21 protein-coding genes and 2 tRNA genes are annotated in these 24,656 nt (G+C 52.9%); 1 reads left to right on the forward strand and 22 read right to left on the reverse strand.

Features of this window, described 5'->3' with window-relative positions; translation table 11 throughout:
- Positions 1-7: 7 nt before the first annotated feature.
- The 4 genes from ACX9GT_RS22670 to ACX9GT_RS22685 all read right to left on the reverse strand — a co-directional run bounded on the left by ACX9GT_RS22670 (position 8) and on the right by ACX9GT_RS22685 (position 4,623).
- Entirely contained in the window at positions 8-2,566 is a 2,559-nt protein-coding gene (locus ACX9GT_RS22670) for a fimbria/pilus outer membrane usher protein (RefSeq protein ID WP_473188829.1), read from the reverse strand.
- A gap of 51 nt (positions 2,567-2,617) precedes the next feature.
- Positions 2,618-3,352: a fimbrial biogenesis chaperone gene (locus ACX9GT_RS22675; RefSeq protein WP_473188830.1), complete on the reverse strand. Its 735-nt coding sequence runs from the start codon at positions 3,350-3,352 to the stop codon at positions 2,618-2,620.
- Between the two features lie 133 nt (positions 3,353-3,485).
- A complete protein-coding gene (locus ACX9GT_RS22680; protein ID WP_473188831.1) occupies positions 3,486-4,058 on the reverse strand; it encodes a fimbrial protein in 573 nt (190 codons plus the stop codon).
- 70 nt (positions 4,059-4,128) lie between these two features.
- A complete protein-coding gene (locus ACX9GT_RS22685; RefSeq protein WP_473188832.1) occupies positions 4,129-4,623 on the reverse strand; it encodes a winged helix-turn-helix domain-containing protein in 495 nt (164 codons plus the stop codon).
- Between the two features lie 726 nt (positions 4,624-5,349).
- On the opposite strand from ACX9GT_RS22685, the gene ACX9GT_RS22690 reads away from it, so the two are divergent.
- Positions 5,350-6,363: a luciferase-like monooxygenase gene (locus ACX9GT_RS22690; protein WP_473188833.1), complete on the forward strand. Its 1,014-nt coding sequence runs from the start codon at positions 5,350-5,352 to the stop codon at positions 6,361-6,363.
- Positions 6,364-6,443: 80 nt separating this feature from the next.
- Here ACX9GT_RS22690 and ACX9GT_RS22695 read toward each other — a convergent pair whose 3' ends face one another.
- From ACX9GT_RS22695 to folP, 18 genes are all read right to left on the reverse strand, one after another.
- Entirely contained in the window at positions 6,444-7,379 is a 936-nt protein-coding gene (locus tag ACX9GT_RS22695; RefSeq protein ID WP_473188834.1) for an IS110 family RNA-guided transposase, read from the reverse strand.
- 351 nt (positions 7,380-7,730) lie between these two features.
- Positions 7,731-7,970 carry a sulfurtransferase-like selenium metabolism protein YedF gene (gene yedF, locus ACX9GT_RS22700; protein WP_025122890.1) on the reverse strand — a complete coding sequence of 80 codons (240 nt, stop codon included), beginning with the start codon at positions 7,968-7,970 and terminating at the stop codon, positions 7,731-7,733.
- Complete coding sequence (gene yedE / locus ACX9GT_RS22705; protein ID WP_473188835.1) at positions 7,967-9,181, reverse strand: selenium metabolism membrane protein YedE/FdhT; 1,215 nt, start codon at positions 9,179-9,181, stop codon at positions 7,967-7,969. Before yedE ends, yedF begins: the two co-directional genes overlap by 4 nt.
- A gap of 143 nt (positions 9,182-9,324) precedes the next feature.
- Complete coding sequence (locus tag ACX9GT_RS22710) at positions 9,325-11,268, reverse strand: DEAD/DEAH family ATP-dependent RNA helicase (protein WP_473188836.1); 1,944 nt, start codon at positions 11,266-11,268, stop codon at positions 9,325-9,327.
- Entirely contained in the window at positions 11,258-11,338 is an 81-nt protein-coding gene (yrbN, locus tag ACX9GT_RS22715) for a protein YrbN (protein WP_096335046.1), read from the reverse strand. The genes ACX9GT_RS22710 and yrbN overlap by 11 nt, the downstream gene beginning before the upstream one ends.
- Before the next feature lie 117 nt (positions 11,339-11,455).
- Positions 11,456-12,340: a lipoprotein NlpI gene (gene nlpI, locus ACX9GT_RS22720; protein ID WP_473188837.1), complete on the reverse strand. Its 885-nt coding sequence runs from the start codon at positions 12,338-12,340 to the stop codon at positions 11,456-11,458.
- A gap of 128 nt (positions 12,341-12,468) precedes the next feature.
- Positions 12,469-14,589 (reverse strand): polyribonucleotide nucleotidyltransferase, encoded by a 2,121-nt coding sequence (pnp, locus tag ACX9GT_RS22725; RefSeq protein ID WP_473188838.1) that lies wholly within the window; start codon positions 14,587-14,589, stop codon positions 12,469-12,471.
- Between the two features lie 242 nt (positions 14,590-14,831).
- Positions 14,832-15,101, reverse strand: a complete 270-nt coding sequence (rpsO, locus tag ACX9GT_RS22730; RefSeq protein WP_012004950.1) for a 30S ribosomal protein S15 — start codon at positions 15,099-15,101, stop codon at positions 14,832-14,834.
- A gap of 134 nt (positions 15,102-15,235) precedes the next feature.
- Positions 15,236-16,180 carry a tRNA pseudouridine(55) synthase TruB gene (gene truB / locus ACX9GT_RS22735; protein WP_473188839.1) on the reverse strand — a complete coding sequence of 315 codons (945 nt, stop codon included), beginning with the start codon at positions 16,178-16,180 and terminating at the stop codon, positions 15,236-15,238.
- Complete coding sequence (rbfA, locus tag ACX9GT_RS22740) at positions 16,180-16,590, reverse strand: 30S ribosome-binding factor RbfA (RefSeq protein WP_473188840.1); 411 nt, start codon at positions 16,588-16,590, stop codon at positions 16,180-16,182. Before rbfA ends, truB begins: the two co-directional genes overlap by 1 nt.
- A gap of 69 nt (positions 16,591-16,659) precedes the next feature.
- Positions 16,660-19,347: a translation initiation factor IF-2 gene (gene infB / locus ACX9GT_RS22745; RefSeq protein WP_473188841.1), complete on the reverse strand. Its 2,688-nt coding sequence runs from the start codon at positions 19,345-19,347 to the stop codon at positions 16,660-16,662.
- A gap of 24 nt (positions 19,348-19,371) precedes the next feature.
- A complete protein-coding gene (nusA, locus tag ACX9GT_RS22750) occupies positions 19,372-20,880 on the reverse strand; it encodes a transcription termination factor NusA (RefSeq protein WP_473188842.1) in 1,509 nt (502 codons plus the stop codon).
- Positions 20,881-20,901: 21 nt separating this feature from the next.
- Positions 20,902-21,354: a ribosome maturation factor RimP gene (rimP, locus tag ACX9GT_RS22755; protein WP_473188843.1), complete on the reverse strand. Its 453-nt coding sequence runs from the start codon at positions 21,352-21,354 to the stop codon at positions 20,902-20,904.
- 217 nt (positions 21,355-21,571) lie between these two features.
- Positions 21,572-21,648, reverse strand: a tRNA-Met gene (locus ACX9GT_RS22760).
- Positions 21,649-21,708: 60 nt separating this feature from the next.
- Positions 21,709-21,795, reverse strand: a tRNA-Leu gene (locus ACX9GT_RS22765).
- 69 nt (positions 21,796-21,864) lie between these two features.
- Positions 21,865-22,200, reverse strand: a complete 336-nt coding sequence (gene secG / locus ACX9GT_RS22770) for a preprotein translocase subunit SecG (protein ID WP_473188844.1) — start codon at positions 22,198-22,200, stop codon at positions 21,865-21,867.
- 247 nt (positions 22,201-22,447) lie between these two features.
- Positions 22,448-23,785 (reverse strand): phosphoglucosamine mutase, encoded by a 1,338-nt coding sequence (gene glmM / locus ACX9GT_RS22775; RefSeq protein ID WP_473188845.1) that lies wholly within the window; start codon positions 23,783-23,785, stop codon positions 22,448-22,450.
- Between the two features lie 7 nt (positions 23,786-23,792).
- On the reverse strand, positions 23,793-24,626 hold the full coding sequence (gene folP, locus ACX9GT_RS22780; RefSeq protein ID WP_473188846.1) for a dihydropteroate synthase: 834 nt from the start codon (positions 24,624-24,626) through the stop codon (positions 23,793-23,795).
- Between the last annotated feature and the right edge of the window lie 30 nt (positions 24,627-24,656).

Here is a 24,656-nt window from a genome sequence, read left to right on the forward strand (position 1 = left end):
CGCTCTGTTATTGGCAAACACCTTGAATCACTGGCCTGCTATCGTCAGGCGAGGATGATGGCAGCGAATAATGGATACTACAGTGTTCTGCCTGCGCATCCCCCCATCTCACCTGCAGGACTCCCGCTTCGGCAAGGTCATGCGCAATCACCAGGCTCGCCTGCCCTACGATGCCGATAGCGTTGTTCTGCGCATCATAAACGTTGGCCGCAAAAGGCAGTGGCGTGCCATCCTTACGCTTCGCTTTGATATAGGTTACCTTGCTGCGCTTGGTTTCATAATCAAGCAGTACCAAGGCTCCGGCGCGAGGAACGGCAGTACTTCTGCTGGACAGCAACTCAACATCCTGCGACGTGCCCTTAGGATCGATATCCACCTGGTTGAGGTAGTAAGGCCGCAGATAAGGCACAATTGCATAGCCGAAGCGATCGACCTCCACGCCGGAAGCGCTGGTGACCAGTGCCCCTTTGGCACCCGGAGCGCGTACCAGGCCGCTGGTTTCTCCCAGTGATTGCCCCAACGTGATGCCGCCCCGGTGAGCGACAATGGCACCGTCAATGTTGGCCGACAGTTGCCGGTTGCCCTGGCCGTAGCTATAGCTGGCACCCATATTCGCCTGTGAAGCGCGGTAGCCCACGCCGCTGTTGAAGAAGTTGCCATTTGACGCGGTATCACGGCTGGCACTGACGGCATAGTTAAACTGGTTCTGCTCACCCGCATTCCCCGACAGCCCAACCAGGCCATTGCTGCCCTTGCTGTCAGTGGTGCCGGTCATATTCAGCGTTGGAGCGTGCGCACTCCCCCCCAACGGTAGCGAAAGACTCAGCGTGTATTGGGTTTCGCGCCGATCCAGCGTGGTGCTGTCTTGCAGCCCCGAGAACTGGCCGCTCAATGTCCGGCTGACCGAGAGGGTGTAACTAAGGTTGTGCCAGAAGTTGCTATAACCTAGCTGCATACTCTGCTGTGAACCATTCTGGTTCCAGTAAGTAATGTGATTACCGGTGGCATACAGGCTCCCCCACCGCTCGCCCAACGGCTGGCTCACTGAAAGCGTGAACATGCTGCGCTGCCGCCCATAGATATCGATATTTTCATTACGCAACACCAGATCGCGCAACTGCACGGCATCATTCAGGCTGAGGAAATTATCGGTTGAATAGCGGTAGGCCATCACCGAGAAACTGGTCTGTGTTTCTGCATAGACCTGGCTGAACCCGATACGATAGCTTTGCCCTGAACGTTGATCCTGCTCAGGCAAGCGGGCTATCGACTGGGTGACGTCCAGGGAAAGCGCGCCAATCGGCGTATTAAGGGCACCACCCAACAAGGCAGAGAAATAGCTTTCACTGCCAACGACCCCGGTATAGCCGGTTACCAAGTTACTCAGGCCAAGCTGGTATGTCAGGCTGCCAAAATCGGGCTTATCGACCAACCCTGTGGTATTGATCTTACCCGCAGCCACTTCGTAGCGGCTGATACCGGGCCGCAGCATCTGCGTGACCGAGGCATAAGGCACCGCAAAAGATCTGACCTGACCATTGGCTTCTTCGATCCGAACGAGCAACTCACCACCATAGCTGGTAGGGTAGAGATCGTTGATCTCAAACGGCCCCGGAGAAACGGTGGTGGTATAAATGGTAAAACCGTTCTGTACGATCGTAACTCTGGCATTGGTATTGGCAACGCCACGCACCACAGGAGCATAGCCGCGCAGGGAGTCTGGCAGCATGCGGTCATCGGAATGTATCCTGACGCCACGGAAACGGATGCCGTCAAACAGCTCACCGCTGGTGAAAGCATCACCGATGATCAATTGGGATTTCAGCGCCGGAATATCACGGCCAACATAGGTGGATGCACTCTTATAACCGCCGCCATCACCATCTGAAACCCAATTCATCGCACCATTGTTACGCACGCGCCAAGGGCCAACGTTCAGGCCATTGCGCAGCCCGAGATAACCATAGGTGTTGCTATTTTCCCGCTGCTGAGACTGATAGACGTTGGCGTTATAGTTGACCATCAGGGCGGTCATGCCATCTTCCCACAGCTTGGGGTTAACATAACCACGTGGCGCTCTGTTCAACAGCAACTGCGGTATCGACAGCGTCAGCTTTTGTTCACCGGGGTCAAAACTGGCTGAGGCTCCGGGCAGGATCGCGCTGAGCGAGCCGCAATAGCCTTCGGCTTCCAACTGGCTAAGCCGCTGTGGCGGCGTTTGCTCCAGAAGTTTCTTTTCGCTCAGATTGAGCAGAGAAAAGAAGTTGCCGCTGTAGCAAGGGATTGTGGCATATTGGCTGCCAGGCTGTGGTTTAAAATGAATTTCTTCGCTGCCGATCGGTTGCCCGTTGAGTTCAATGTCCGCATTGTAAACACCAGGGACCACGATGTTGCCGCGGCCAAACTGGGCGGGATCGAACTTCCCGGCTTTGCCGCCGGGAAAAAAGCTCGGATCAAATTTCACCTCTTCCGGTGACTCTGCGGCATAGACAGACGTGACCGAAATCATGGCATAAGACAGGATCCATTTCAGTCCCGTTTTTCTTGCTGGTTTATGCGTAGTCATAGCATCCTTGACGACTCAGATAAGCCAATAATCCTGAAATAACGACGAATGCTAACGAGTTAACGGGTATGTTTTTTCAACAAAAGCCCCATAGTCATTGATCGCATTGGCCATTACCGTATTTGGCAACCCGACAGCGGTGTTACCACTGCGTTTGACCTGAAAAGCCTGCTCAGAGAAAGGGGCAATCATGCCACCGTCACTTCCCGCCATCGCTGCTTTCCCCGCGCCAGATAGCCGTAAAGAGGCGTAACTGATGTAATAAGGGGTGGGGTTTTTGCCGATGAGTTTTTCCCCCTGCAAACGCCAGCTGACCTGCCCGATGATTTCAGGGGACAAGCCTTTCAACGCGACGGGGCGGTAAAACACCTTCAGGCGATTGCGATAAGCGATAGAGAGGTAATTTTTATCGCCTTTCGACTGCGGGGGCACTTCAAGCACGTTGATCCAATAAAGCGTTTCGCGATCGGTTACCTGGCTTGCGATAGGTGTCACGGTAATACGTAACGTTTGCGCCTTGGTTGGTTCAATGCGTGAAACAGGTGGCATAATAGTAAAAGGCACATCACTATCTTCAGGAAGCGAGTTAGGATCTCCCCCGTCAATCCAGGATTGTACCAATAAAGGAACATGACTTTTATTTTCCAGCTTTAGCGTCACTTCTCTTTCATTAGACGGGTAGATAACGCGAGTACCAGAAATAACAATACCCGCATGCAGGTATGAAGAGAATAATCCGGCGACGAGCACCAATGATGACAACCAATATCTTTCCATGAAAAACATAACCGCCCTGTAAGTATATACCCATCACCCTTTAAGCTGCGAAATTATTAGCTGCCCACAAATTAAAAAGGCTCTGGGTATTGCTATTAAACAGGGCCCTGTTTGAGCAGGCCCCTGTCACTACTGCTATAGTTTATTGATAAACAATACTATATTTAACCGTAGAGGCTACTTTACCCGGAGTGGCTGCACCACCCACTGCAATATACTGACCAAAGTACGTGTACTCGGCCGTATTATTGGCGATAACTTTCGGTACATAGTTCTCGCTACCGGTCCACAGGTTAATTGGATTGTTATTCTCGCCATTCAGGATTTGTACCTGAACATTGCCTGCCGGGTTATCTGCTGCAATGATGGTATTCTTCAACCAGCCTGTCGTTCTGTCGATCGCCGGGCTAGTTGGCTCGAAATACACTTGAGCAATCTTCCCATTAGTGCAGTTGATGTCACCTGTGCCACCCAGAGTGATTTTAAAAGGCGTAGCGTTCGCCGTAGCTCCTGGGCTACTCAGCGCACTGGCCTGAACCTGTCTTAAATTGACGTTTACATCAATGTCACCATTTGGAGTCTGACCGTTGATCAAACAAGTGGTATCAGTAACTTCACCAATAAAATTGATGTCACCATCAATAGCAAGAGCAGAAGTCGCAGTCAGGCTACCCATGACACAGGCGAGCGTCATTAAAAGAGTATTTCTTTTCATGTAAATAATTATCCTGTCAATTGTCCTTAAATACTCTGAATCTTTGGGGTAAACCTTAGGTTCAGAGCCATTATTTCACTTGATAGTGAAATCCTGTCTCCCTATTAGTTGCACCTGAAAAGCTATATAAAGGTACAATCAATGCTCCTTGCAATGTATATCCCTTTCCGCGAGCGGCTTTAATAAAACTGTCATCTATACCTATTGTTGCCAACCGCGCCTTAAGTTCAGTAATCACTTGCGTTAGTCTGGTGGAAGAGGAAGACAAATTATAATTCTCCCAAACATTGACCAAAATCTCTTGGTTAGAGACATAGCCAAAACTTGCATTCGCCAATAAATAAAGTAACAATCTCATCATCGTCTCACGCAATTTAAAATAATTGCTAAAGCGATAGTCAAGATAGTTGCTATATTCTATAGTATTATATAGTTTTATTACTGAGCCTGACTTTATATCGACTTGGAACTCATCGTTAACGATATAGCCAAAAAGCTGCAATTTTTTTGCGTCAATTCTAACAATTGATTTCTCTGCATCTCTTTTTTGGCTAGTGGTATCCATTATCACTCCATAGCGTCACTGCTGTAACCACCTAGATATTCTATTTATCGATTAAAAACCCAGCACATCAATATATTATCGGCCCGGTCTATATTATGGACTAGGATTATAATGTCAATTCATAAAGGCAAAAAAAATCACGCACAAAAAAGAATTAAAAACTTTTTTGTTTGATAATTAAATAAATAAACAGACCATATGACCAAAAATTATGTATTTTTAGATTAAAATTCCATTCATACAGATAAATTAATGCATAAGCATGAAATCCTTTTTTTATCATTTATTTGGACAGGTATTTCGCTATTTTTAGGCTTAAATCTCATTGACTAACATCAAAAGTCGCCAATTATTTCTTATACCCCTAGACACCCAAGTGTTTTTACATGAACCCCTTTCTTAATTCTCCACACTCATTTATTAATAGTGCTGCTAGTAAAGACTGTGAATTGTTCTAAATAAATAAAATAGAATATTAATTAATTTCCGTGATGCTTTTATTTTTATTAATACATATTAATAATGAATTACTCATCTAGCCCTGCTATAGCCTAAAACCTTTGAGGACATTTAGAGAGGCTCAAGCACAGATATCCTCTTTTCTCATCGTGAATTGGATTATGCTTTCACAGCTTGCAGATCCCTGCACTCGCCCTTTAAGCGATAAACCTACAGACCGTGCCCCGCAATGGCAAGACACGGCTTTAAGCACAATGGACGATGACAATGACTGAAAACACACAGGTGCCGCTTTCGGTGCTGGATTTATCCCCGATCCCTCAGGGGGCAAAGGCGCGCGATGCGTTCCATTCCTCACTGGATTTGGCACAACACGCCGAAAAATGGGGGTACCAGCGTTACTGGCTGGCAGAACACCACAATATGACCGGCATTGGCAGTGCGGCAACGTCGGTGCTGCTGGGCTACCTGGCAGCGGGCACCCAACGTATTCGCCTGGGTTCAGGTGGCGTAATGCTGCCAAACCATGCGCCACTGGTGATTGCCGAGCAGTTCGGTACGCTGGAATCGCTCTATCCAGGGCGTATCGATCTGGGGCTTGGCCGTGCGCCAGGGACCGATCAGCGCACCATGATGGCACTACGCCGCCATCTCTCCGGCGATGTGGATAACTTCCCGCGTGACGTGCAGGAATTGCAGCACTACTTCGGCGACGTACAGCCGGGGCAAGCGGTGCAGGCCGTGCCGGGCCAGGGGCTGTATGTGCCAATCTGGCTGCTAGGCTCCAGCCTGTACAGCGCGCAACTGGCAGCGCAACTCGGCCTGCCGTTTGCCTTTGCCTCTCACTTTGCGCCAGAGATGCTGTTCCAGGCGTTTAACCTGTACCGCGACAACTTTACCCCTTCCGCACAGTGCCAACAGCCGCATGCCATGGTGTGTGTGAACGTCATCGCTGCCGACAGCGATCGCGACGCACGCTTCCTGTTTACCTCCATGCAGCAACAGTTCATCAATCTGCGCAGGGGTTCACCAGGGCCGCTGCCACCACCGGTAGACAATATCCACGCCCTGTGGACTGCGGGTGAGCAATATGGTGTGGATCAAGCGCTGCGCATGTCGATCGTCGGCAGCGAAAGTACGGTGCGCCAAGGGCTGCAAACGTTGCTGCGTGAAACCGACGCCGATGAGATCATGGTTAACGGCCAGATTTTTGATCATCAGGCGCGTTTGCGATCGTTTGAAATCGTGGCCGGGGTAAAAGGCGATTTAATGAAAGGATAGGGGTTACGTATCTGTGATGCCCCTCACCCTAGCCCTCTCCCACAGGGAGAGCAGCTGTGTTTAAAGTCAACGGGTGATGATTAATTTGTCACCCATTTTTTATTATCCCGCAACATCGCATTCAGGATGGTTAGCAGCTTTCTCACGCAGGCGGTCACCGCCACCTTGAACGGTTTGCCACGCCCTGTCAGGCGCTCGTAGAACTCCCGGATTGTCGGGTTGTACCGCACCGCTGACAAGGTCGCCATGTATAGCGCTGAACGCACCGCGCTTCGCCCTCCCCAGATACTTCGCTTCCCTTTCATTTTTCCACTGTCATGGGCATAGGGACACACGCCAACCAACGCGCTTATCTTGTGCCGATTCAGCTTCCCCAGCTCCGGCAACATCGCAAGAAGCACCGCCATCGTTGTCGGCCCGATACCTTTGACTTCCTCCAACAACGTCGCCTTTTCCTGCCACAGAGGCATTACTTTTATTTGCCTGTCGATGTCGTCATCGGCATCCCGGATTTCAGCGGTCAGCCAGTCGATATGCCGCTTGATGCCCGCTGAGACCACCACGTCATCGCAGCTTTTATAGCGGTTTATCTCCATGGTCCGGTTATCGACCAGTTGGCGACGGCGGGTCACCATCCCGGCCAGATGCTGCGTCTGTTCGTCCGGTGTGGCGCGGGCTTCGGGCTCCATTCTCCGGCCAAACTCGCAGATGATACGCGCATCATTCGGGTCGGTTTTGTACAGGGTCCCTAGCGCACGAGCGAAGTTCTTCACCTGGCGTGGATTGACCACGGCCACAGGTAACCCAGCCAACTCAAGCGTGGCGGCCAGTAATGAGTGATATCGGCCTGTCGCCTCCATCACGACAAGCTTGACGGTGATGGCAGAGAGCGAACTCAGCAGCTGTTGATGGCCTTCCGGTGTGTTATCCAGATGCAGAAGCTGACGAGTTGGGTCGATGTATACGTCAAAAGTGTCTTTGGCAATGTCGATACCGACGGTTGCATGTTCAGTCATTTCAAGTCTCCCGGCCTTGTAAGATACGGGCTGGCTGATGCCGCCCTGGCAGCTGTTCGGGTTAACAGGAAAACTGACGCCACGCCATAAGCTCTCCCACGGGCTTGTTGTCCCAGAGGGAAATCGGGCTGTAGCGTCAGGTACAACTCGGTTAAAGTCTATCCGCCTTTGGGCGGCTAACTAACTTAAGTGCCTTTAAACATACAAGGGAACCGATCGAGTATGTTTGAAATTATAGTGATTCACCTTGGAGGAGAAAGCGATCGAGTTTGCTAGGATTATCTCTTTACTGCCAAACGAGCAGGGGCTATCAGCTCCCTCTCCCTTCGGGAGAGGGTTGGGGTGAGGGGCTCAGCGTTGGATCAGATAACGAATGGTCGGGCCATCCTGCTGAATATCCAGCACCTTATAGCCATGATTGCGCGCATCAAGCGGGATGTTGTTGATCGACTGCGGGCAGTCGCTGATCACTTCCAGTATTTCACCCGGCTTAAGCTGCGGCATCGCCTCCAACGTGGCGACTGCCGGATAAGGGCAAGGTTCACCCACCATATCCAAGCGATAATCCGGCACTATCTCTGCCTGTTTCATGATGCACTCCTTAAGTCGGCCACCTGCGCATCAGCTTTTGCGCGGAAAAAACGTTTTTCCCACCACAACATGGCGGCAAAAGCGATTGCCAGCAGCAGATAGGTCACTAGCAGCCCACCGATTGGCCCGAAGGTATCCAGCAAGTTAATCTTGTCGTAATTAGTGGCTAATGCCGGGGACAAATCATCCCAGTAATACGCCAACAGCGTTGCACCGATGATATTACCCAAACCCACCCACCAGTAGTGGATCTGCCCTTCTACCGCACGGTACATCCAACCAGTTTCACAGCCGCCTGCCAGCACAATCCCAAAACCAAACAGCAATCCGCCGATGACCGCATTCGGGCCCGCCCACATGATTTTTGGCGCGACGCCCAGTTGCACATAGCTGAAGATGCCAATGGCGCTCACCGCCATGCCGAGAATAATCGCTTTAGTCATATGGGTGCGGCCGGTGATCCACAGATCGCGGAACGCCGAAGTAAAGCAGATCTGTGCGCGCTCAATCAGCAGGCCAAAACCGATGCCAAACAGCATAGCGATGCCAAGCTTTGGCGCATCGAACAGAGTCCATAATGACCAGGCCACGGTCAGGCAAAAAATCACCATCCCCAAACGGAAACGGCGGCGCGCTTGCGCCGGTTTCTGCGTTAACGGTGCGGCAGCACTGACCTTTTGCAGCTTGACCGGGATGCGGAACATCGGCAACAGGGTGAATTTCGCCCCGAAGTAAGAACCTGCGGCCGTCGCCAGCGCAAAGAACCAGGCGTGCAATGAAAACTGTGGGATCCCGGTGAAGAAAGCCGCCAGGTTACACCCCATCGCCAGGCGTGCGCCGAAACCGGCAATAATGCCGCCCAACAGCGCCTGTGCAATACGGATACGGTGCTGTGGCATGCGCAGCTTGACGTTATTCGCCCACAGCGCGGCGGCGATACAACCGGCAAACATGCCGATAATCATCCGGCCATCGATACGCTCGAGCGGTGAACCTTGCAGGCCAATCACTTTGAAATAACCCCACTGCTCCGGCTGAAAACCCAACCATTGCAACACGTGGCCACCCCAGCGGGTGAACTCACCGGTCACCGCCCAGAAAGTGCCCGTCATGCCAAAGTAATAGGTAGAAAGGATCCCGGCGGCCATCACCGCCGGTAAAGGCGCCCAAAAACGCACCAGATACTGAGATTTGAATTGCTGCCAGCTCATGGCATCTCCCGTGCATGACATCCGTAAAATAAACCTTGCGAATCATACGCCATTTAACGGCATAAATTAGGATTTCGAACATAAAAAAACCAGCCCGAAGGCTGGTCTCTGATGCGATTAACCGCGAGCGGTTAAATCAGCAATTATGCATCACCGAAACGGCGACGTGGTGCAGCAGGTGCCGCATCGTCACGGCGTGGTGCTGGCTTGCCGCCACGGCGTTCACCACCGGCAGCATTACCACCTTCACGACGCTCACCGAAAGAACGACGCGGAGCAGCAGACCCTTCACGGCGCTCGCCATTAAATGGACGAGCAGCACCGCCACGACGCTCACCGCCGTTACCGCCAGCAGGACGCTCACGGCGTTCATGTGGCTGTGCATCGCCCAGCAATTGCATGTTCATCGGCTTGTTCAGAATGCGGGTACGAGTGAAGTGATTCAGGATCTCGCCCGGCATACCTTTCGGCAGTTCAATGGTGGAGTGGGAAGCAAACAGCTTGATGTTACCGATGTAACGGCTGCTGATATCGCCTTCGTTAGCGATAGCGCCAACGATATGACGAACTTCTACCCCATCATCACGGCCCACTTCAATGCGGTACAACTGCATCTCACCAACGTCACGACGTTCGCGACGTGGACGCTCAGCGCCATCACGGCTATCTGGGCGTGCACCGTCTGGACGTGCGTCACGGCGACGCTCGCCGCCACGTTCGTCACGATCGTTGAACTCACGACGCTGACGTGGTTTGAACACCGGATCCGGTGGCAGGATCAGAGGACGTTCGCCCTGAGCCATTTTCAGCAGTGCTGCGGCCAAGGTTTCCATATCCAGATCTTCTGCCGGTTGCAGTTTAGCCAGCAGTGCACGGTACATATCCAGATCGCTGCTTTCCAACTGCTGCTGCACTTTAGCGGCAAACTTGGCCAGACGGCGCTCACCCAGCAGTTCTGCGTTCGGCAGCTCTACTTCTGGAATGGTCAACTTCATGATGCGTTCGATGTTGCGCAGCAGACGGCGTTCGCGATTTTCCACGAACAGCAGCGCGCGGCCAGCACGGCCAGCACGGCCGGTACGGCCGATACGGTGAACGTAAGACTCTGAATCCATGGGGATGTCATAGTTCACGACCAGGCTGATACGCTCAACGTCCAGACCACGGGCTGCCACATCGGTGGCGATCAGGATATCCAGGCGGCCATCTTTCAGGCGTTCCAGAGTCTGCTCACGCAGAGCCTGGTTCATGTCACCGTTCAGTGCAGCACTGTTGTAACCGCTACGCTCGAGCGCTTCGGCCACTTCCAGAGTCGCGTTTTTAGTACGCACGAAGATGATCGCAGCGTCAAAATCTTCTGATTCCAAGAAACGCACCAGCGCTTCGTTTTTACGCATGCCGTGCACAGTCCAGTAGCTCTGGCTGATGTCCGGGCGGGTAGTCACACTTGACTGAATGCGCACTTCCTGCGGATCTTTCATAAAGCGACGGGTAATACGACGAATCGCTTCCGGCATGGTGGCAGAGAACAACGCGGTCTGATGCTCAGCCGGGATCTCCGCCATGATGGTTTCTACGTCTTCGATAAAGCCCATGCGCAGCATTTCGTCGGCTTCGTCCAGCACCAGGCCTTTCAGGCTGGAGAGGTTCAGGGTGCCGCGCTTCAGGTGATCCAGCAAGCGGCCCGGAGTCCCTACCACAATTTGTGGACCCTGGCGCAGAGCGCGCAGTTGCACGTCATAACGCTGGCCGCCGTACAGGGCCACCACGTTCACGCCATGCATGTGCTTGGAAAAATCGGTCATGGCTTCAGCAACCTGAACCGCCAGTTCGCGGGTCGGTGCCAGCACCAGGATTTGCGGTGCCTTCAGCGCTGCATCAAGGTTGTGCAGCAGTGGCAACGAGAACGCTGCCGTTTTACCACTCCCGGTCTGCGCCATGCCCAGCACGTCGCGGCCGTTCAACAGGTGAGGAATACACTCAGCCTGGATCGGTGATGGTTTTTCGTAGCCCAGATCGGTCAGGGCGGCGATGATTGGAGCAGACAGCCCCAGGTCAGCAAAAGAGGTTTCAAACTCAGTAGTCATGTACACGTGCCTCATTAATAATGGCAGCCAGTCTACATAACTCGTCGAGAAAATTTTCAGTCATTTTCATTGAAAAGTGTGAACCGGCTCAAATTAGATTGTAAAACAGACAAAAAAGCCCTCGCCCGTTAAGGCGATTACTCTGGTTAAAAAACCAATGTAATTCAGGCTGATAAATGTCCGTCAGCTATTGCTGGTCCGATTCCGATAGGTCGTCTTGTTCTTGGCTCAACATCGCCAATTCCAACAATGCATAGCGGTGCTCAACAAAGTTATGAACGTTGTTAGCTACCGTCAGTTTGAACAGCGCCGAAGCGGTGTCCTTGTCCCCCAGACTCAGGTAATGCTTACCTAAATAGAAGTCAGTTTCACTGAGATGCTCAGCGAGCGAAGTGTTATCCGTTGCATCTGCCTTGAGGCGTTCCATCAGCGTTTTTTCGCTGATTTTGCCCAGGTAGAATTCGACAATATTCCATCCCCATTGCCCTCGGTTCGCTTTGTCATAACGCTGCTGGAGCGCTACGGTAGCTGTCTTGGGATCGATTTCTCTTTCCACCAGATAAAGCCACAACGAACGGAAGGGATCATTTGGATCGTCTTGATAAAACGCCTGCAGATCATCCTGCGCTAACGGGAAGCGACCACCATAATACAGTGCGATGCCCCGGTTTAAACGCGCGTAATTGTAAGTTGGATCAAGCTCTAGTACAGAATCAAACGCTTCATAGGCAGCATCAAAATTGCCTGCCTGCGTAAAGTAAATGCCCAGGTAGTTGAAAACTTCCGGCATATCAGGACGTATCGCCAGCGCTTGCGAGAAATCATTGCGCGCCAGTGCACGTAGCCCGAGGCTATCATACAGCACACCGCGCTCATATAAAAGCTGCGCACGCTCATCGTCCGTCAGTGCCCGGCTGGCAAGTATTTGTTCCATGCGCGCCAGGATCACTTCCTGCTGCAGTGTTGGCTGCAACGGGATAGCCAGAACTTCGTCTTTACGCCAATCATGGTTGCTGCATCCTGCCAGCATGAGTGCTGTCGCAACATAACACCAGCGCAAGAAAGGCTTCATTTCCCACTCCCGAAGACAAACATTGGATGAACGTCCTGTCCTCCGCTTGCTAATACGCGGATATCCTACCCACGTGATAAGAACAGCTCCCAACCCCACGGCGAGGAGCTGTAAAACTTATGATACAGTTACTCTGCTTCAGGAACCGGTGCGGCAGCCGTTTCTGGCGCTGTCGCTTCTTTGATGCTCAGGCGCACACGGCCCTGGCGATCAACTTCCAGTACCTTAACCGGCACTTCCTGGCCCATCTGCAGATAGTCGGTCACTTTCTCAACGCGCTTGTCAGCGATTTGAGAAATGTGTACCAGACCTTCTTTACCGCCGCCGATGGCCACGAAGGCACCGAAATCAACGATACGGGTCACTTTGCCCTGGTACACACGGCCAACTTCGATCTCAGCGGTGATCTCTTCGATGCGACGAATAGCAAATTTCGCTTTCTCGTTGTCGGTAGCAGCAATTTTCACTGTACCATCATCTTCAATTTCAATGGTAGTGCCGGTCTCTTCGGTCAACGCACGAATGACAGAACCGCCTTTACCAATCACATCTTTGATCTTGTCTGGATTGATACGGATAGTATGGATACGCGGTGCAAACTCAGAGATATCGCCACGCGGCGTGCTGATCGCCTGTTCCATCACGCCCAGAATGTGCAAGCGCGCACCCTTAGCCTGATTCAGAGCCACCTGCATGATTTCGCGGGTGATGCCTTCGATTTTAATATCCATCTGTAGCGCGGTGATACCTGCACGGCTACCGGCCACTTTGAAGTCCATGTCGCCCAGGTGATCTTCGTCACCCAGAATGTCAGACAGCACCACAAAGTTGTCTTGTTCTTTCACCAGGCCCATCGCGATACCCGCAACCGCAGCCTTGATTGGCACACCGGCATCCATCAGCGCCAGAGAAGCGCCACAAACCGAAGCCATGGAAGAAGAACCATTGGATTCAGTGATTTCAGACACCACACGCACGGTGTACGGGAAATCTTCCGGTTTAGGCATCATCGCCAATACACCGCGTTTCGCCAGGCGGCCGTGACCGATTTCGCGACGCTTAGGTGAACCTACCATACCGGTTTCACCCACGGAGTACGGAGGGAAGTTGTAGTGGAACAAGAAGTTATCGGTCTTCTCGCCCATCAGTTCATCGATGTTCTGTGCGTCACGCGCAGTACCCAGAGTGGCGGTAACCAGCGCCTGAGTTTCACCACGGGTGAACAGGGCTGAACCGTGAGTACGCGGCAGCACGCCGGTGCGCACGTCCAGACCACGAATCATGTCTTTTTCACGGCCATCGATACGCGGCTCGCCACGCAGCACGCGGCTACGTACCACGTTCTTCTCAACGTTGCCCAGAATGTCTTGAATTTCTGAAGCATCCAGCGTTTCGTCTTGTGCCAGCAGAGTTTCCACTACGCTGTCTTTGATCGCATCAACCTGAGCATAACGCTCTTGTTTCTCGGTGATGTGGTAAGCATCGCCCAAACGGCTTTCTGCCAGTTCAGCCACGCGCGCGTGCAGCGCTTCGTTGACCGGAGGTGCCTGCCAATCCCACTTCGGTTTGCCCGCTTCAGCCACCAGAGCGTTGATGTTTTCGATAACCACTTGCTGTTGGTCATGGCCGAACACCACTGCACCCAGCATCTGATCTTCGCTCAGCACGTCAGCTTCGGATTCCACCATCAGCACGGCACCCGCAGTACCGGCAACCACCAGATCCAGACGGCTTTCTTTCAGCTCGTCAGTGGTTGGGTTCAGCACATACTGATCGTTGATGTAACCCACGCGCGCGGAACCAATTGGGCCATTGAACGGAATACCGGACAGGCTCAGGGCAGCGGAAGCGCCGATCATCGCAACGATGTCTGGGTTAACCTGCGGGTTAACGGACACTACGGTGGCGATCACTTGCACTTCGTTCAGGAAGCTGTCTGGGAACAGTGGGCGGATCGGGCGGTCAATCAGACGGGAGGTCAGGGTTTCGCCTTCGCTCGGGCGGCCTTCACGGCGGAAGAAACTGCCTGGGATACGGCCAGCAGCGTAAGTACGCTCCTGATAGTTAACGGTCAGCGGGAAGAAGCTCTGGCCGGGTTTGGCTTTTTTCTGGCCTACAACAGTCACGAATACGGCAGTGTCATCCATGCTCACCATAACGGCGGCAGTGGCCTGACGCGCCATCATACCGGTTTCAATAGTGACGGTATGTTGGCCATACTGGAATTTGCGAATGATCGGTGTCAGCAAAATTTAATCCTTAATTGACGGCGCGCAATCGTAATGACGACTCGACACGCCAGTGACTCAACTTGCCTTCACATTACATCCTCGCGACTAATGACAACCCTTATCTCAGCCTGAGATAAAGCCTCTCATTAGCCGCGCGAACCTCTGTAACGGAAGGTCCTAGTAATACATTAACCTGATTTACTTATGCTTCCTAGAAGAAAGGGGCCAAATTAGGCCCCTTTCCACTGAAACTTGCTCGATTAGCGACGCAGACCCAGACGCTCGATCAGGCTGGTATAACGTGCTACATCTTTACGCTTCAGGTAGTCCAGCAGCTTACGACGCTGAGAAACCATACGCAGCAGACCACGACGGCTGTGGTGATCTTTTTTGTGCTCTGAGAAGTGGCCTTGCAGATGGTTGATTTGCGCAGTCAACAGGGCAACCTGAACTTCGCTAGAACCGCTGTCATTAGTACCACGACCAAAATCAGCTACGATTTTAGCTTTAGCTTCAACACTTAGAGACATTGTCATACTCCAGATTATAGATAATAAATACAGGCGCCGATCTCTAATTCAGCAACCCAATGCATAAGCTGCGCCATTCTACTCTTATCCCCGTCATCCTTCAAGCGATCGGGGAGGTGCGCAGGGCAAGGCGATCAGTCAAAATATTCAACCACCAGGCGCCGCGGTGCGACCCGCCCATCGTCAGCAATCTCGCCAATACCGATGAATTTACGCTCTGCACCTTCAGTGATACGCACCAATCCTGAGGCTGGCGCGCCCGCAGCCTGTACCGGTTGCCCCTGCTTGACGTAACCGGCCACCGCAGGTAGCAGATTCACTTCAGGGAAGTCTTCTGCCGGGCTATCCATCGGCATCAGCAGCGGATCGAGCAGTTCACTTGAAGCGATCCCCTGTTCCTCGGCCTGTGTCACCAAGGCATGTAACTGCTCCAATGTGACCATTCGAGCGATCGGGTACTTAGCCACCTGCAAGCGACGCAGATAAATCACATGCGCACCACAACCCAGCAACTCACCGAGATCGTCGGTGATGGTGCGAATGTAGGTACCTTTCGAACAGTGGATTTCCAGCTCCAGCTCATCCCCTTGCCAGCGGATAAATTGCAGTTCGTAGACGGTGATGCTGCGCGCTTCACGCGGCACTTCGATACCCTGGCGCGCATATTCATACAGCTTTTTGCCTTGATATTTCAGCGCCGAATACATCGATGGCACCTGCTGGATATCACCCCGGAAGATGTCCAGTGCGGCATCTAGCTGGGCCTGCGTGAAGTTAACCGGCCGTTCCTGCACCACCTGCCCATCGGCATCCGACGTGTCGGTACGCTGGCCCAAACGGGCAATAACGCGGTAACGTTTGTCAGAATCGAGCAGATACTGTGAGAACTTGGTCGCCTCACCCAGGCAAATCGGCAGCATGCCAGTTGCCAGCGGATCGAGCGCGCCGGTATGGCCCGCTCGGTTGGCGTTGTAGATGCGTTTCACTTTCTGCAGGGCATCGTTGGACGACAGGCCCTGCGGTTTATCCAGCAACAGTACACCGTGGATATCACGGCCACGGCGACGCGGGCGACTCATTAAGCCTCCTCATCATCGCCTGATGCAGAACGGCGTTCAGCATCATTTTTCACCACGTTGGTCACCAGGTTGGACATACGCATACCTTCAACCAGTGAGTTGTCGTAGGCGAAAGTCAGTTCAGGCACCACACGCAGGCGCATGGCTTTGCCCAGCAGCGTGCGGATATAGCCGGATGCGTCCTGCAACGCTTTAATGCCGTTGGTCACCAGATTCGGATCGTGATTTTCGGTCAATACGTTCAGAAAGGTGACGTAAACTTTGGCGTACGCCAGATCGCGAGACACTTCCACCCCTGAAACGGTCGCCATACCGATACGCGGATCTTTGACTTCACGCTGCAAAATGATCGCAATCTCTTTTTGCATCTCTTGCGCCACGCGTTGACCGCGGCTGAATTCTTTTGCCATTTGAGTATCCTCCAGACAAATCGGGGGGCCACGTGGCCCCCCAGAACAAAGTTAAGCGTTATACCAAGCTTAAGCGATGGTGCGCTGGATCTCGATAATTTCGAACACTTCGATCATATCGCCAACGCGCACGTCGTTGTAGTTCTTAACGCCGATACCACATTCCATGCCGTTACGGACTTCGTTAACGTCATCTTTAAAGCGGCGCAGAGATTCCAGCTCGCCTTCGTAGATAACCACGTTGTCACGCAGAACGCGGATTGGGTTGTGACGTTTAATCGTGCCTTCGGTAACCATACAGCCTGCAACAGCGCCGAACTTAGGTGATTTGAACACGTCACGCACTTCAGCCAGACCGATAATCTGCTGTTTGTACTCAGGCGCCAGCATACCGCTCATCGCCTGCTTCACTTCGTCGATCAGGTTATAGATCACGGAGTAGTAACGCAGATCCAGGCTTTCAGATTCGATCACACGGCGCGCAGAGGCGTCGGCACGAACGTTGAAGCCCAGGATGATGGCATTGGAAGCGGCGGCCAGAGTCGCGTCGGTTTCGGTGATGCCACCTACGCCGGAGCCGACAATCTTCACCTTCACTTCGTCGGTAGAGAGTTTCTGCAACGAATCAGAAATCGCTTCACAAGTCCCCTGAACGTCGGTTTTCAGGACAATGTTCAGCTCAGAAACTTCGCCTTCGGTCATGTTGGCAAACATGTTTTCCAGTTTAGATTTCTGCTGACGCGCCAGTTTGACTTCACGGAACTTGCCTTGACGGTACAGCGCCACTTCACGCGCTTTCTTCTCGTCACGGACGACGGTCGCTTCATCACCCGCGGCAGGAACGCTGGACAGCCCCAGGATCTCAACCGGGATAGAAGGACCCGCAGAGGCCACTTCGCGACCTAATTCGTCACGCATCGCACGCACACGGCCATATTCGAAGCCACACAGCACGATATCGCCTTTGTTCAGCGTACCTTCCTGAACCAGCACGGTCGCCACTGGGCCACGGCCTTTATCCAGGAAGGATTCGATCACCACGCCGCTCGCCATACCGCTGCGCACCGCTTTCAGTTCGAGAACTTCAGCTTGCAGCAGGATAGCGTTCAGCAGTTCGTCGATACCGGTACCGGCTTTTGCCGATACGTGAACGAACTGTGCTTCACCGCCCCACTCTTCTGGCATAACGCCATACTGGGACAGCTCTTGCTTGACGCGATCCGGATCGGCTTCTGGCTTGTCGATTTTGTTAACCGCAACCACCAATGGCACTTTCGCTGCCTGAGCATGCTGAATCGCCTCGATGGTTTGTGGCATCACGCCGTCGTCGGCTGCAACCACCAGAACCACGATATCGGTCGCCTGAGCACCACGGGCACGCATAGAAGTAAAGGCTGCGTGGCCTGGGGTATCTAGGAAGGTGATCATACCGTTTTCGGTTTCTACGTGGTAAGCACCGATGTGCTGGGTAATACCGCCCGCTTCGCCCACTGCCACCTTGGTGGAGCGGATGTAGTCAAGCAGAGAGGTTTTACCGTGGTCAACGTGGCCCATGATGGTCACAACCGGCGCACGAGACTCGGCTGCCGCACCGGTGTCACGATCGCTCATCAGCGCTTCTTCCAGCTCGTTCTCACGACGCAGGATAACTTTGTGGCCCATCTCTTCGGCAACCAGCTGTGCGGTTTCCTGATCGAGGACCTGGTTGATGGTTGCCATTGCGCCCAGCTTCATCATCGCTTTGATGACCTGAGAGCCTTTTACCGCCATCTTGTTAGCCAGTTCGGCAACGGTAAGGGTTTCGCCGATGATAACGTCACGGTTCACCACCTGAGATGGCTTGTTAAAACCCTGCTGTAGAGTGCTTGGCTTGCGCTTGCCTTTACCACCGCGGGTAACGGCGCGAGCTTCTTCGCGGTCTGCTTTAGACTCGGAGAGCTTGTTGCCTTTCTTCTGCTTGGTCGCTTTACCACCGCGAGTGCGGCTGCGGCGCTCACCTTCAACTTTAGCGTCGTTTTCGTCTTCGGCTGCACGAGCGTGCTGAGAGGTGGTCACGTGGTAATCGGCTGTTTCAACCGCAGCGCTTGCTGCTTCAGCCTCGGCCCACTTCTCACCGTTCTCTTCAGCCATACGACGTGCTTCTTCCGCTACGCGTTTGGCGTCTTCCTCAACCTTACGGCGCACTTCTTCTTCCGCTTTACGTTTCAGTTCAGCGGCTTCGGCTTCACGGCGTGCTTTTTCTGCCTGAGCTGGCTTGGTCATTTCGTCGGTACGTTGATTGGTCACTTTTTCTTTTTCCGCTGAATTACGCTTAGCAATCTCCGCGGCCTCACGTTTGGCTTGCTCTTCGGCTGTGCGCTTCGCTTCAGCTTCACGTTTCGCTAACTCTTCTGCTTCGCGCATTGCCTGCTCTTCCGCTTCACGCTGTGCCTGCTCTGCCGCTTCAGCCTGTTGAGCTTCTGGCGTATCGCGATTTACATAAGTGCGTTTCTTGCGGACCTCAATTTGCACCGATTTACTTTTACCGCCGGTGCTCGGAATATTCAAGGTGCTGCGCGTTTTGCGCTGCAACGTGAGTTTACCTGGTGCACTACCGTGTTCACGGTTCAAGTGCGCCAGCAAGGTTTCTTTCTCATGCTGGGTTACAGAGTCAGTCTCTGACTTGTTGATCCCAGCATCAGCAAACTGCTGTACCAGGCGATCAACTGGAGTCTGAATCTCTGCTGCCAGCGATTTTACGGTTACATCTGTCGTCATGCTGTTCCTTCCTGCTACAGTTTATTACGCGTTGTCGCCAAACCAACAGATATTACGAGCGGCCATAATCAGCTCGCCGGCCTGCTCATCGCTAAGCCCTTCAATATCAGCCAGATCGTCAACACCCTGCTCGGCAAGATCTTCCAGCGTACAAACCCCACGCGCGGCCAGTTTAAAGGCCATGCTGCGCTCAAGCCCTGAAAGGTTGAGTAAATCATCAGCAGGTTTTTGGTCGCCCAGGCTTTCTTCCTGAGCCAGAGCCAGCGTGGTCAATGCAGCTTTGGCGCGATCGCGCAACGCTTCAACGGTATCTTCATCCAGGCCGTCGATTTCCAGCAGCTCTTTGATCGGTACATAGGCCAACTCTTCTAACGTTGAGAAGCCCTCTTCGACCAGAATAGTGGCGAAATCTTCGTCAATATCAAGATACTTGGTGAAGGTATCAATGGCGGCATGAGCCTCGGCCTGATGCTTGGCCTGCAGATCGTCCGCCGTCATCACGTTCAGTTCCCAGCGATCATCATCACGATGCTGTTTCAACAACTGGGAGGCTAAACGCACGTTTTGGCCATTACGGCCGATCGCCTGTGCCAGATTGCTGGCTTCAACGGCGATATCCATCGTGCACCGGTCTTCATCCACCACGATCGAGGCAACATCTGCCGGGGCCATGGCATTAATGACGAACTGTGCAGGGTTATCATCCCACAGGATGATATCAATACGTTCCCCGCCAAGCTCGCTCGAAACGGCCTGGACGCGGGCACCGCGCATACCGACACAAGCACCGACCGGGTCGATACGCTTGTCATTGGTTTTTACGGCAATTTTTGCACGGGAGCCAGGATCGCGGGCTGCCGCTTTAATCTCAATCACTTCTTCACCGATTTCCGGCACTTCGATGCGGAACAGCTCTTTCAGCATATCCGGGCTGGAACGGCTGACGAACAGTTGTGCACCACGCGCCTCCGGGCGAACAGCGTACAGCACACCGCGGATACGGTCACCTGGGCGGAAGTTTTCGCGCGGCAGCATGTCTTCACGGCCAATCACGGCCTCGGCATTACTGCCCAGATCCAGCGCAATGCTGTCACGGTTAACTTTTTTCACCACGCCGGTGACAATTTCACCTTCGTGTTGGCGGAAAGCATCAACCACCATCGCACGTTCGGCTTCACGCACTTTCTGTACGATAACCTGCTTCGCAGTCTGGGTAGTGATACGGTCAAAGGTGACGGATTCGATCTGATCTTCGATATAACCACCCAATTCCATGGATGGATCTTCATACTGAGCTGCTTCCAGCGTGATTTCACGCGTTGGCTGAGTCACTTCATCAACGGCAACCCAACGGCGGAAGGTGTCAAAATCGCCGGTTTTGCGGTCAATGCTGACACGCACGTCGATTTCCTGCTCGTACTTTTTCTTGGTTGCGGTGGCTAATGCGGTTTCCAGCGCTTCAAAAATCTTCTCACGCGGAAGGGATTTTTCATTGGAAACAGCTTCAACAACAGCCAGAATCTCTTTGTTCATCCTAGTTGCCTCATCCAAACTTTAAAAGTGGGGTACCAGGTTCGCTTTCTGAATGTTGCTCAGCGCGAACACTTCATCTTTCCCTTCCACAGTAACCGTGATCATCTCGCCTTCGACGGATTTGATGACGCCCTGCCATTTGCGGCGGTTTTGTATCGCCATACGCAGAACAACGCTGACTTCTTCACCGATAAAACGCTGATAGTGTTCTGCGGTGAACATAGGGCGTTCAAGGCCAGGAGAGGAGACTTCCAAGTTGTAAGCGACCGTGATCGGATCTTCGACGTCCAATACAGCGCTGACCTGGTGGCTGACATCAGCGCAATCATCAACATTGATTCCGTTCTCACTGTCAATATAGATGCGTAGCGTCGATTGGCGCGCCCGAATAAATTCGATACCTACGAGCTCAAAGCCCAACGCCTCTACCGGTGCGGAAATCATCTCTGTTAACTTTTGCTCTAATGTGGACAAGCCCACCCCCAAGACATAAAAAAAGGGCTTAATAGCCCAGTGATTCTGTTGCCAAATAACAAAAAACCCCGAAAATTCGGGGCTTTATGCAACTGGACCCTGTTTGCCGCAAAGCGGCTTCGGTGCAACTTTCTAACAAGTGTCATTTTCAAATGTTGTTCGAGAAAAGCGGATTTCAATCGAAAAGTGTATTTGAAAATAAACACTTAAAGGAAAGTGGTTGCGGGTGCCGGATTTGAACCGACGACCTTCGGGTTATGAGCCCGACGAGCTACCAGGCTGCTCCACCCCGCGTCCGAAAACGTGGCAAATATTACGCCGATAATCGCAAAAAAGCAAGTTATCTCTGGGATTTGGTACCGAGGATGGGACTCGAACCCACAAGCCCGTTAGGGCACTACCACCTCAAGGTAGCGTGTCTACCAATTCCACCACCTCGGTACAGATTCTTACTGCTAACGGCTGTTTTTACTCTTAAGTACCAACAACCGTTTTCAAACTTTTTACTGCTTAGCGCGGGATATCACTGCTCGGCTTGGCTGGTTCTGCCGGTGCGGTAGTCTGCTCAGTTTTCACTGGCTGACCCAGGTTTTCCCACTCGCTGCCTTTCTGGTTCTTATTGCTGCTCAGGTTGCCCAGGATCAGACTGATGACGAAAAACAGCGTCGCCAAAACAGCCGTCATACGGGTCATAAAGTTGCCTGAACCAGTCGATCCGAACAATGTGCCAGAAGCACCAGCTCCGAATGAGGCTCCCATATCAGCGCCTTTGCCTTGCTGCAACATAATCAGAGCCACTAGCCCGATCGAAATCAGCAAGAAAATTACCAGAAGAGCTTCGTACATAGTTGTACCTGTATCCTTGCGGGTTCACCGCGTGCCAAATGCTTCTCACCCCAGATGCTTCTGTAACGAAGTCGCGGCGTGTCATTAAACAGCCCACTGAAGCGGGTGTGAATACTAACCAAAGCCGTCAGGCCACGCAAGGGCAATTTGCAGCCACCGATGCGTTTGCAGAAAAAAACATCAAAAAACGGCGTAATCTGTGATCTACGCAGGCTCCCTGAAACGGAGCCTGCGTGAAAACAACGTGTTAGCCTGCCAGTTTCACCGCATCGGCGATACGATGCGCCAGCATCTCAACCTGTTTTTCGTCCTCACCTTCCACCATCACGCGGATTAACGGTTCGGTACCCGATTTACGCAACAGGACGCGGCCATGGCCAGCCAGTTCGGCCTCTACCTGCGCCGTCACTGCGCGTACGGCTTCGGATTCCAGCGGGTTATGCTCACCGACAAAACGCACATTGACCAGGATCTGCGGCAGCAACTTCATGCCGCTACACAGATCGTGCAGGCTCATGTTATTACGCACCATAGCCGTCAATACCTGCAAACCGGCCACAATGCCGTCACCGGTGGTGGTTTTATCCAGCAGGATCACATGGCCGGAGTTTTCCGCCCCGATGCGCCAACCCAGCTCTTGTAGTTTTTCCAACACATAGCGGTCACCCACTTTCGCCCGGGCAAACGGAATACCAAGCTGCTTCAGTGCCAGTTCCAGGCCCATGTTGCTCATCAACGTACCCACGGCACCACCGCGCAACTGGCCTTGACGCAAACCTTCACGGGCAATGATGTAGAGGATCTGGTCACCATCCACTTTGTTGCCCAGGTGATCCACCATCATCAGACGATCGCCATCACCATCGAAAGCCAGGCCAACATGCGCCTGTTCTTCCAGCACCCGCGCCTGCAATTGGCGCACATCGGTCGCACCGCACTCTTCGTTGATGTTCATCCCATCCGGCTCACAGCCGATGGCAATCACCGTAGCACCGAGTTCACGCAATACGCTTGGTGCAATGTGATAAGTTGCGCCGTTCGCACAATCCACGACAATTTTCAGGCCATTCAGGCTCAATTCGCTTGGGAAGGTACCTTTACAGAACTCGATATAGCGCCCGGCAGCATCAACAATGCGGCTGGCTTTGCCCAGTTCAGCTGACTCAACACAGGTCAGCGGCTTTTCCATTTCGGCTTCGATGGCTTCTTCCACCTCATCTGGCAACTTGGCACCGTCGATAGAGAAGAATTTGATACCGTTATCGTAGAACGGGTTGTGTGAGGCAGAGATCACGATCCCGGCTTCCGCACGGAAGGTTCGGGTCAAATAGGCTACTGCTGGCGTTGGCATCGGGCCAGTAAAGGATGCAGAAAGCCCCGCAGCGGCCAGCCCGGCTTCCAACGCCGATTCCAGCATATAACCAGAAATGCGGGTGTCTTTGCCGATGATGATTTTACGCGAGCCATGACGTGCCAGTACCTTACCGGCGGCCCAACCGAGTTTAAGAACAAACTCCGGGGTGATCGGGCTGTCGCCGACTTTGCCACGAATACCATCGGTACCAAAATATTTGCGCTCGCTCATGTCTCTACTATCCCTTAGCTGAAAGTGTTGCCTCGACGACACGCATCGCCTCGACGGTTTCTTTAACATCATGCACTCTGATAATCTGCGCCCCTTGCATTGCGGCAATCACCGCACAGGCAACGCTGCCAATAACCCGTTGATCGGGTGGCACATTCAACAGTTGTCCAATCATCGATTTGCGCGACATTCCCACCAACAAAGGCAAACCAAAATGATGAAATTCCGACAGCCGGGCCAGAAGCTGATAATTATGCGCCAAATTCTTACCGAAACCGAAGCCCGGGTCGAGCAACAATTTCTGTTTTGCTATTCCGCCTGCCGTGCAGCGGTCAATATGATGCTGGAAAAATGCCTTTACATCGCCAATCAGATCGTCGTAATGCGGTGCCTGCTGCATGGTGCGCGGCTCACCCTGCATATGCATCAGGCAGACCGGTAAGCCGCTTTCGGCCGCGGCTTCCAGCGCTCCTGGCTCTTGTAACGAACGAACATCGTTAATCAGGTGCGCTCCGGCGCGGGCAGACTCGCGGATCACCGCAGCTTTCGAGGTATCGACCGAAATAAAAACTTCAAACCGCTGGGCCAGCGCTTCCACCACCGGCACCACCCGGGCAAGCTCTTCTTCTTCGCTAACTTCGGCAGCACCAGGACGGGTCGATTCACCGCCCACGTCAATCATCGTCGCACCGGCAGAGATCAGCGCATGAGCATGCAACAAGGCATCATGCAGCGAATTATGTCGGCCGCCATCGGAAAAGGAATCTGGAGTGACGTTAAGGATCCCCATCACCTGCGGATGATTGAGATCAAAAATCTGGTCGCGCACGGTTAACTGCATGATTAATCCACCTTAGTATTGCCTGCCGGG

This window comes from Serratia sp. YWN4, from assembly GCF_055790845.1.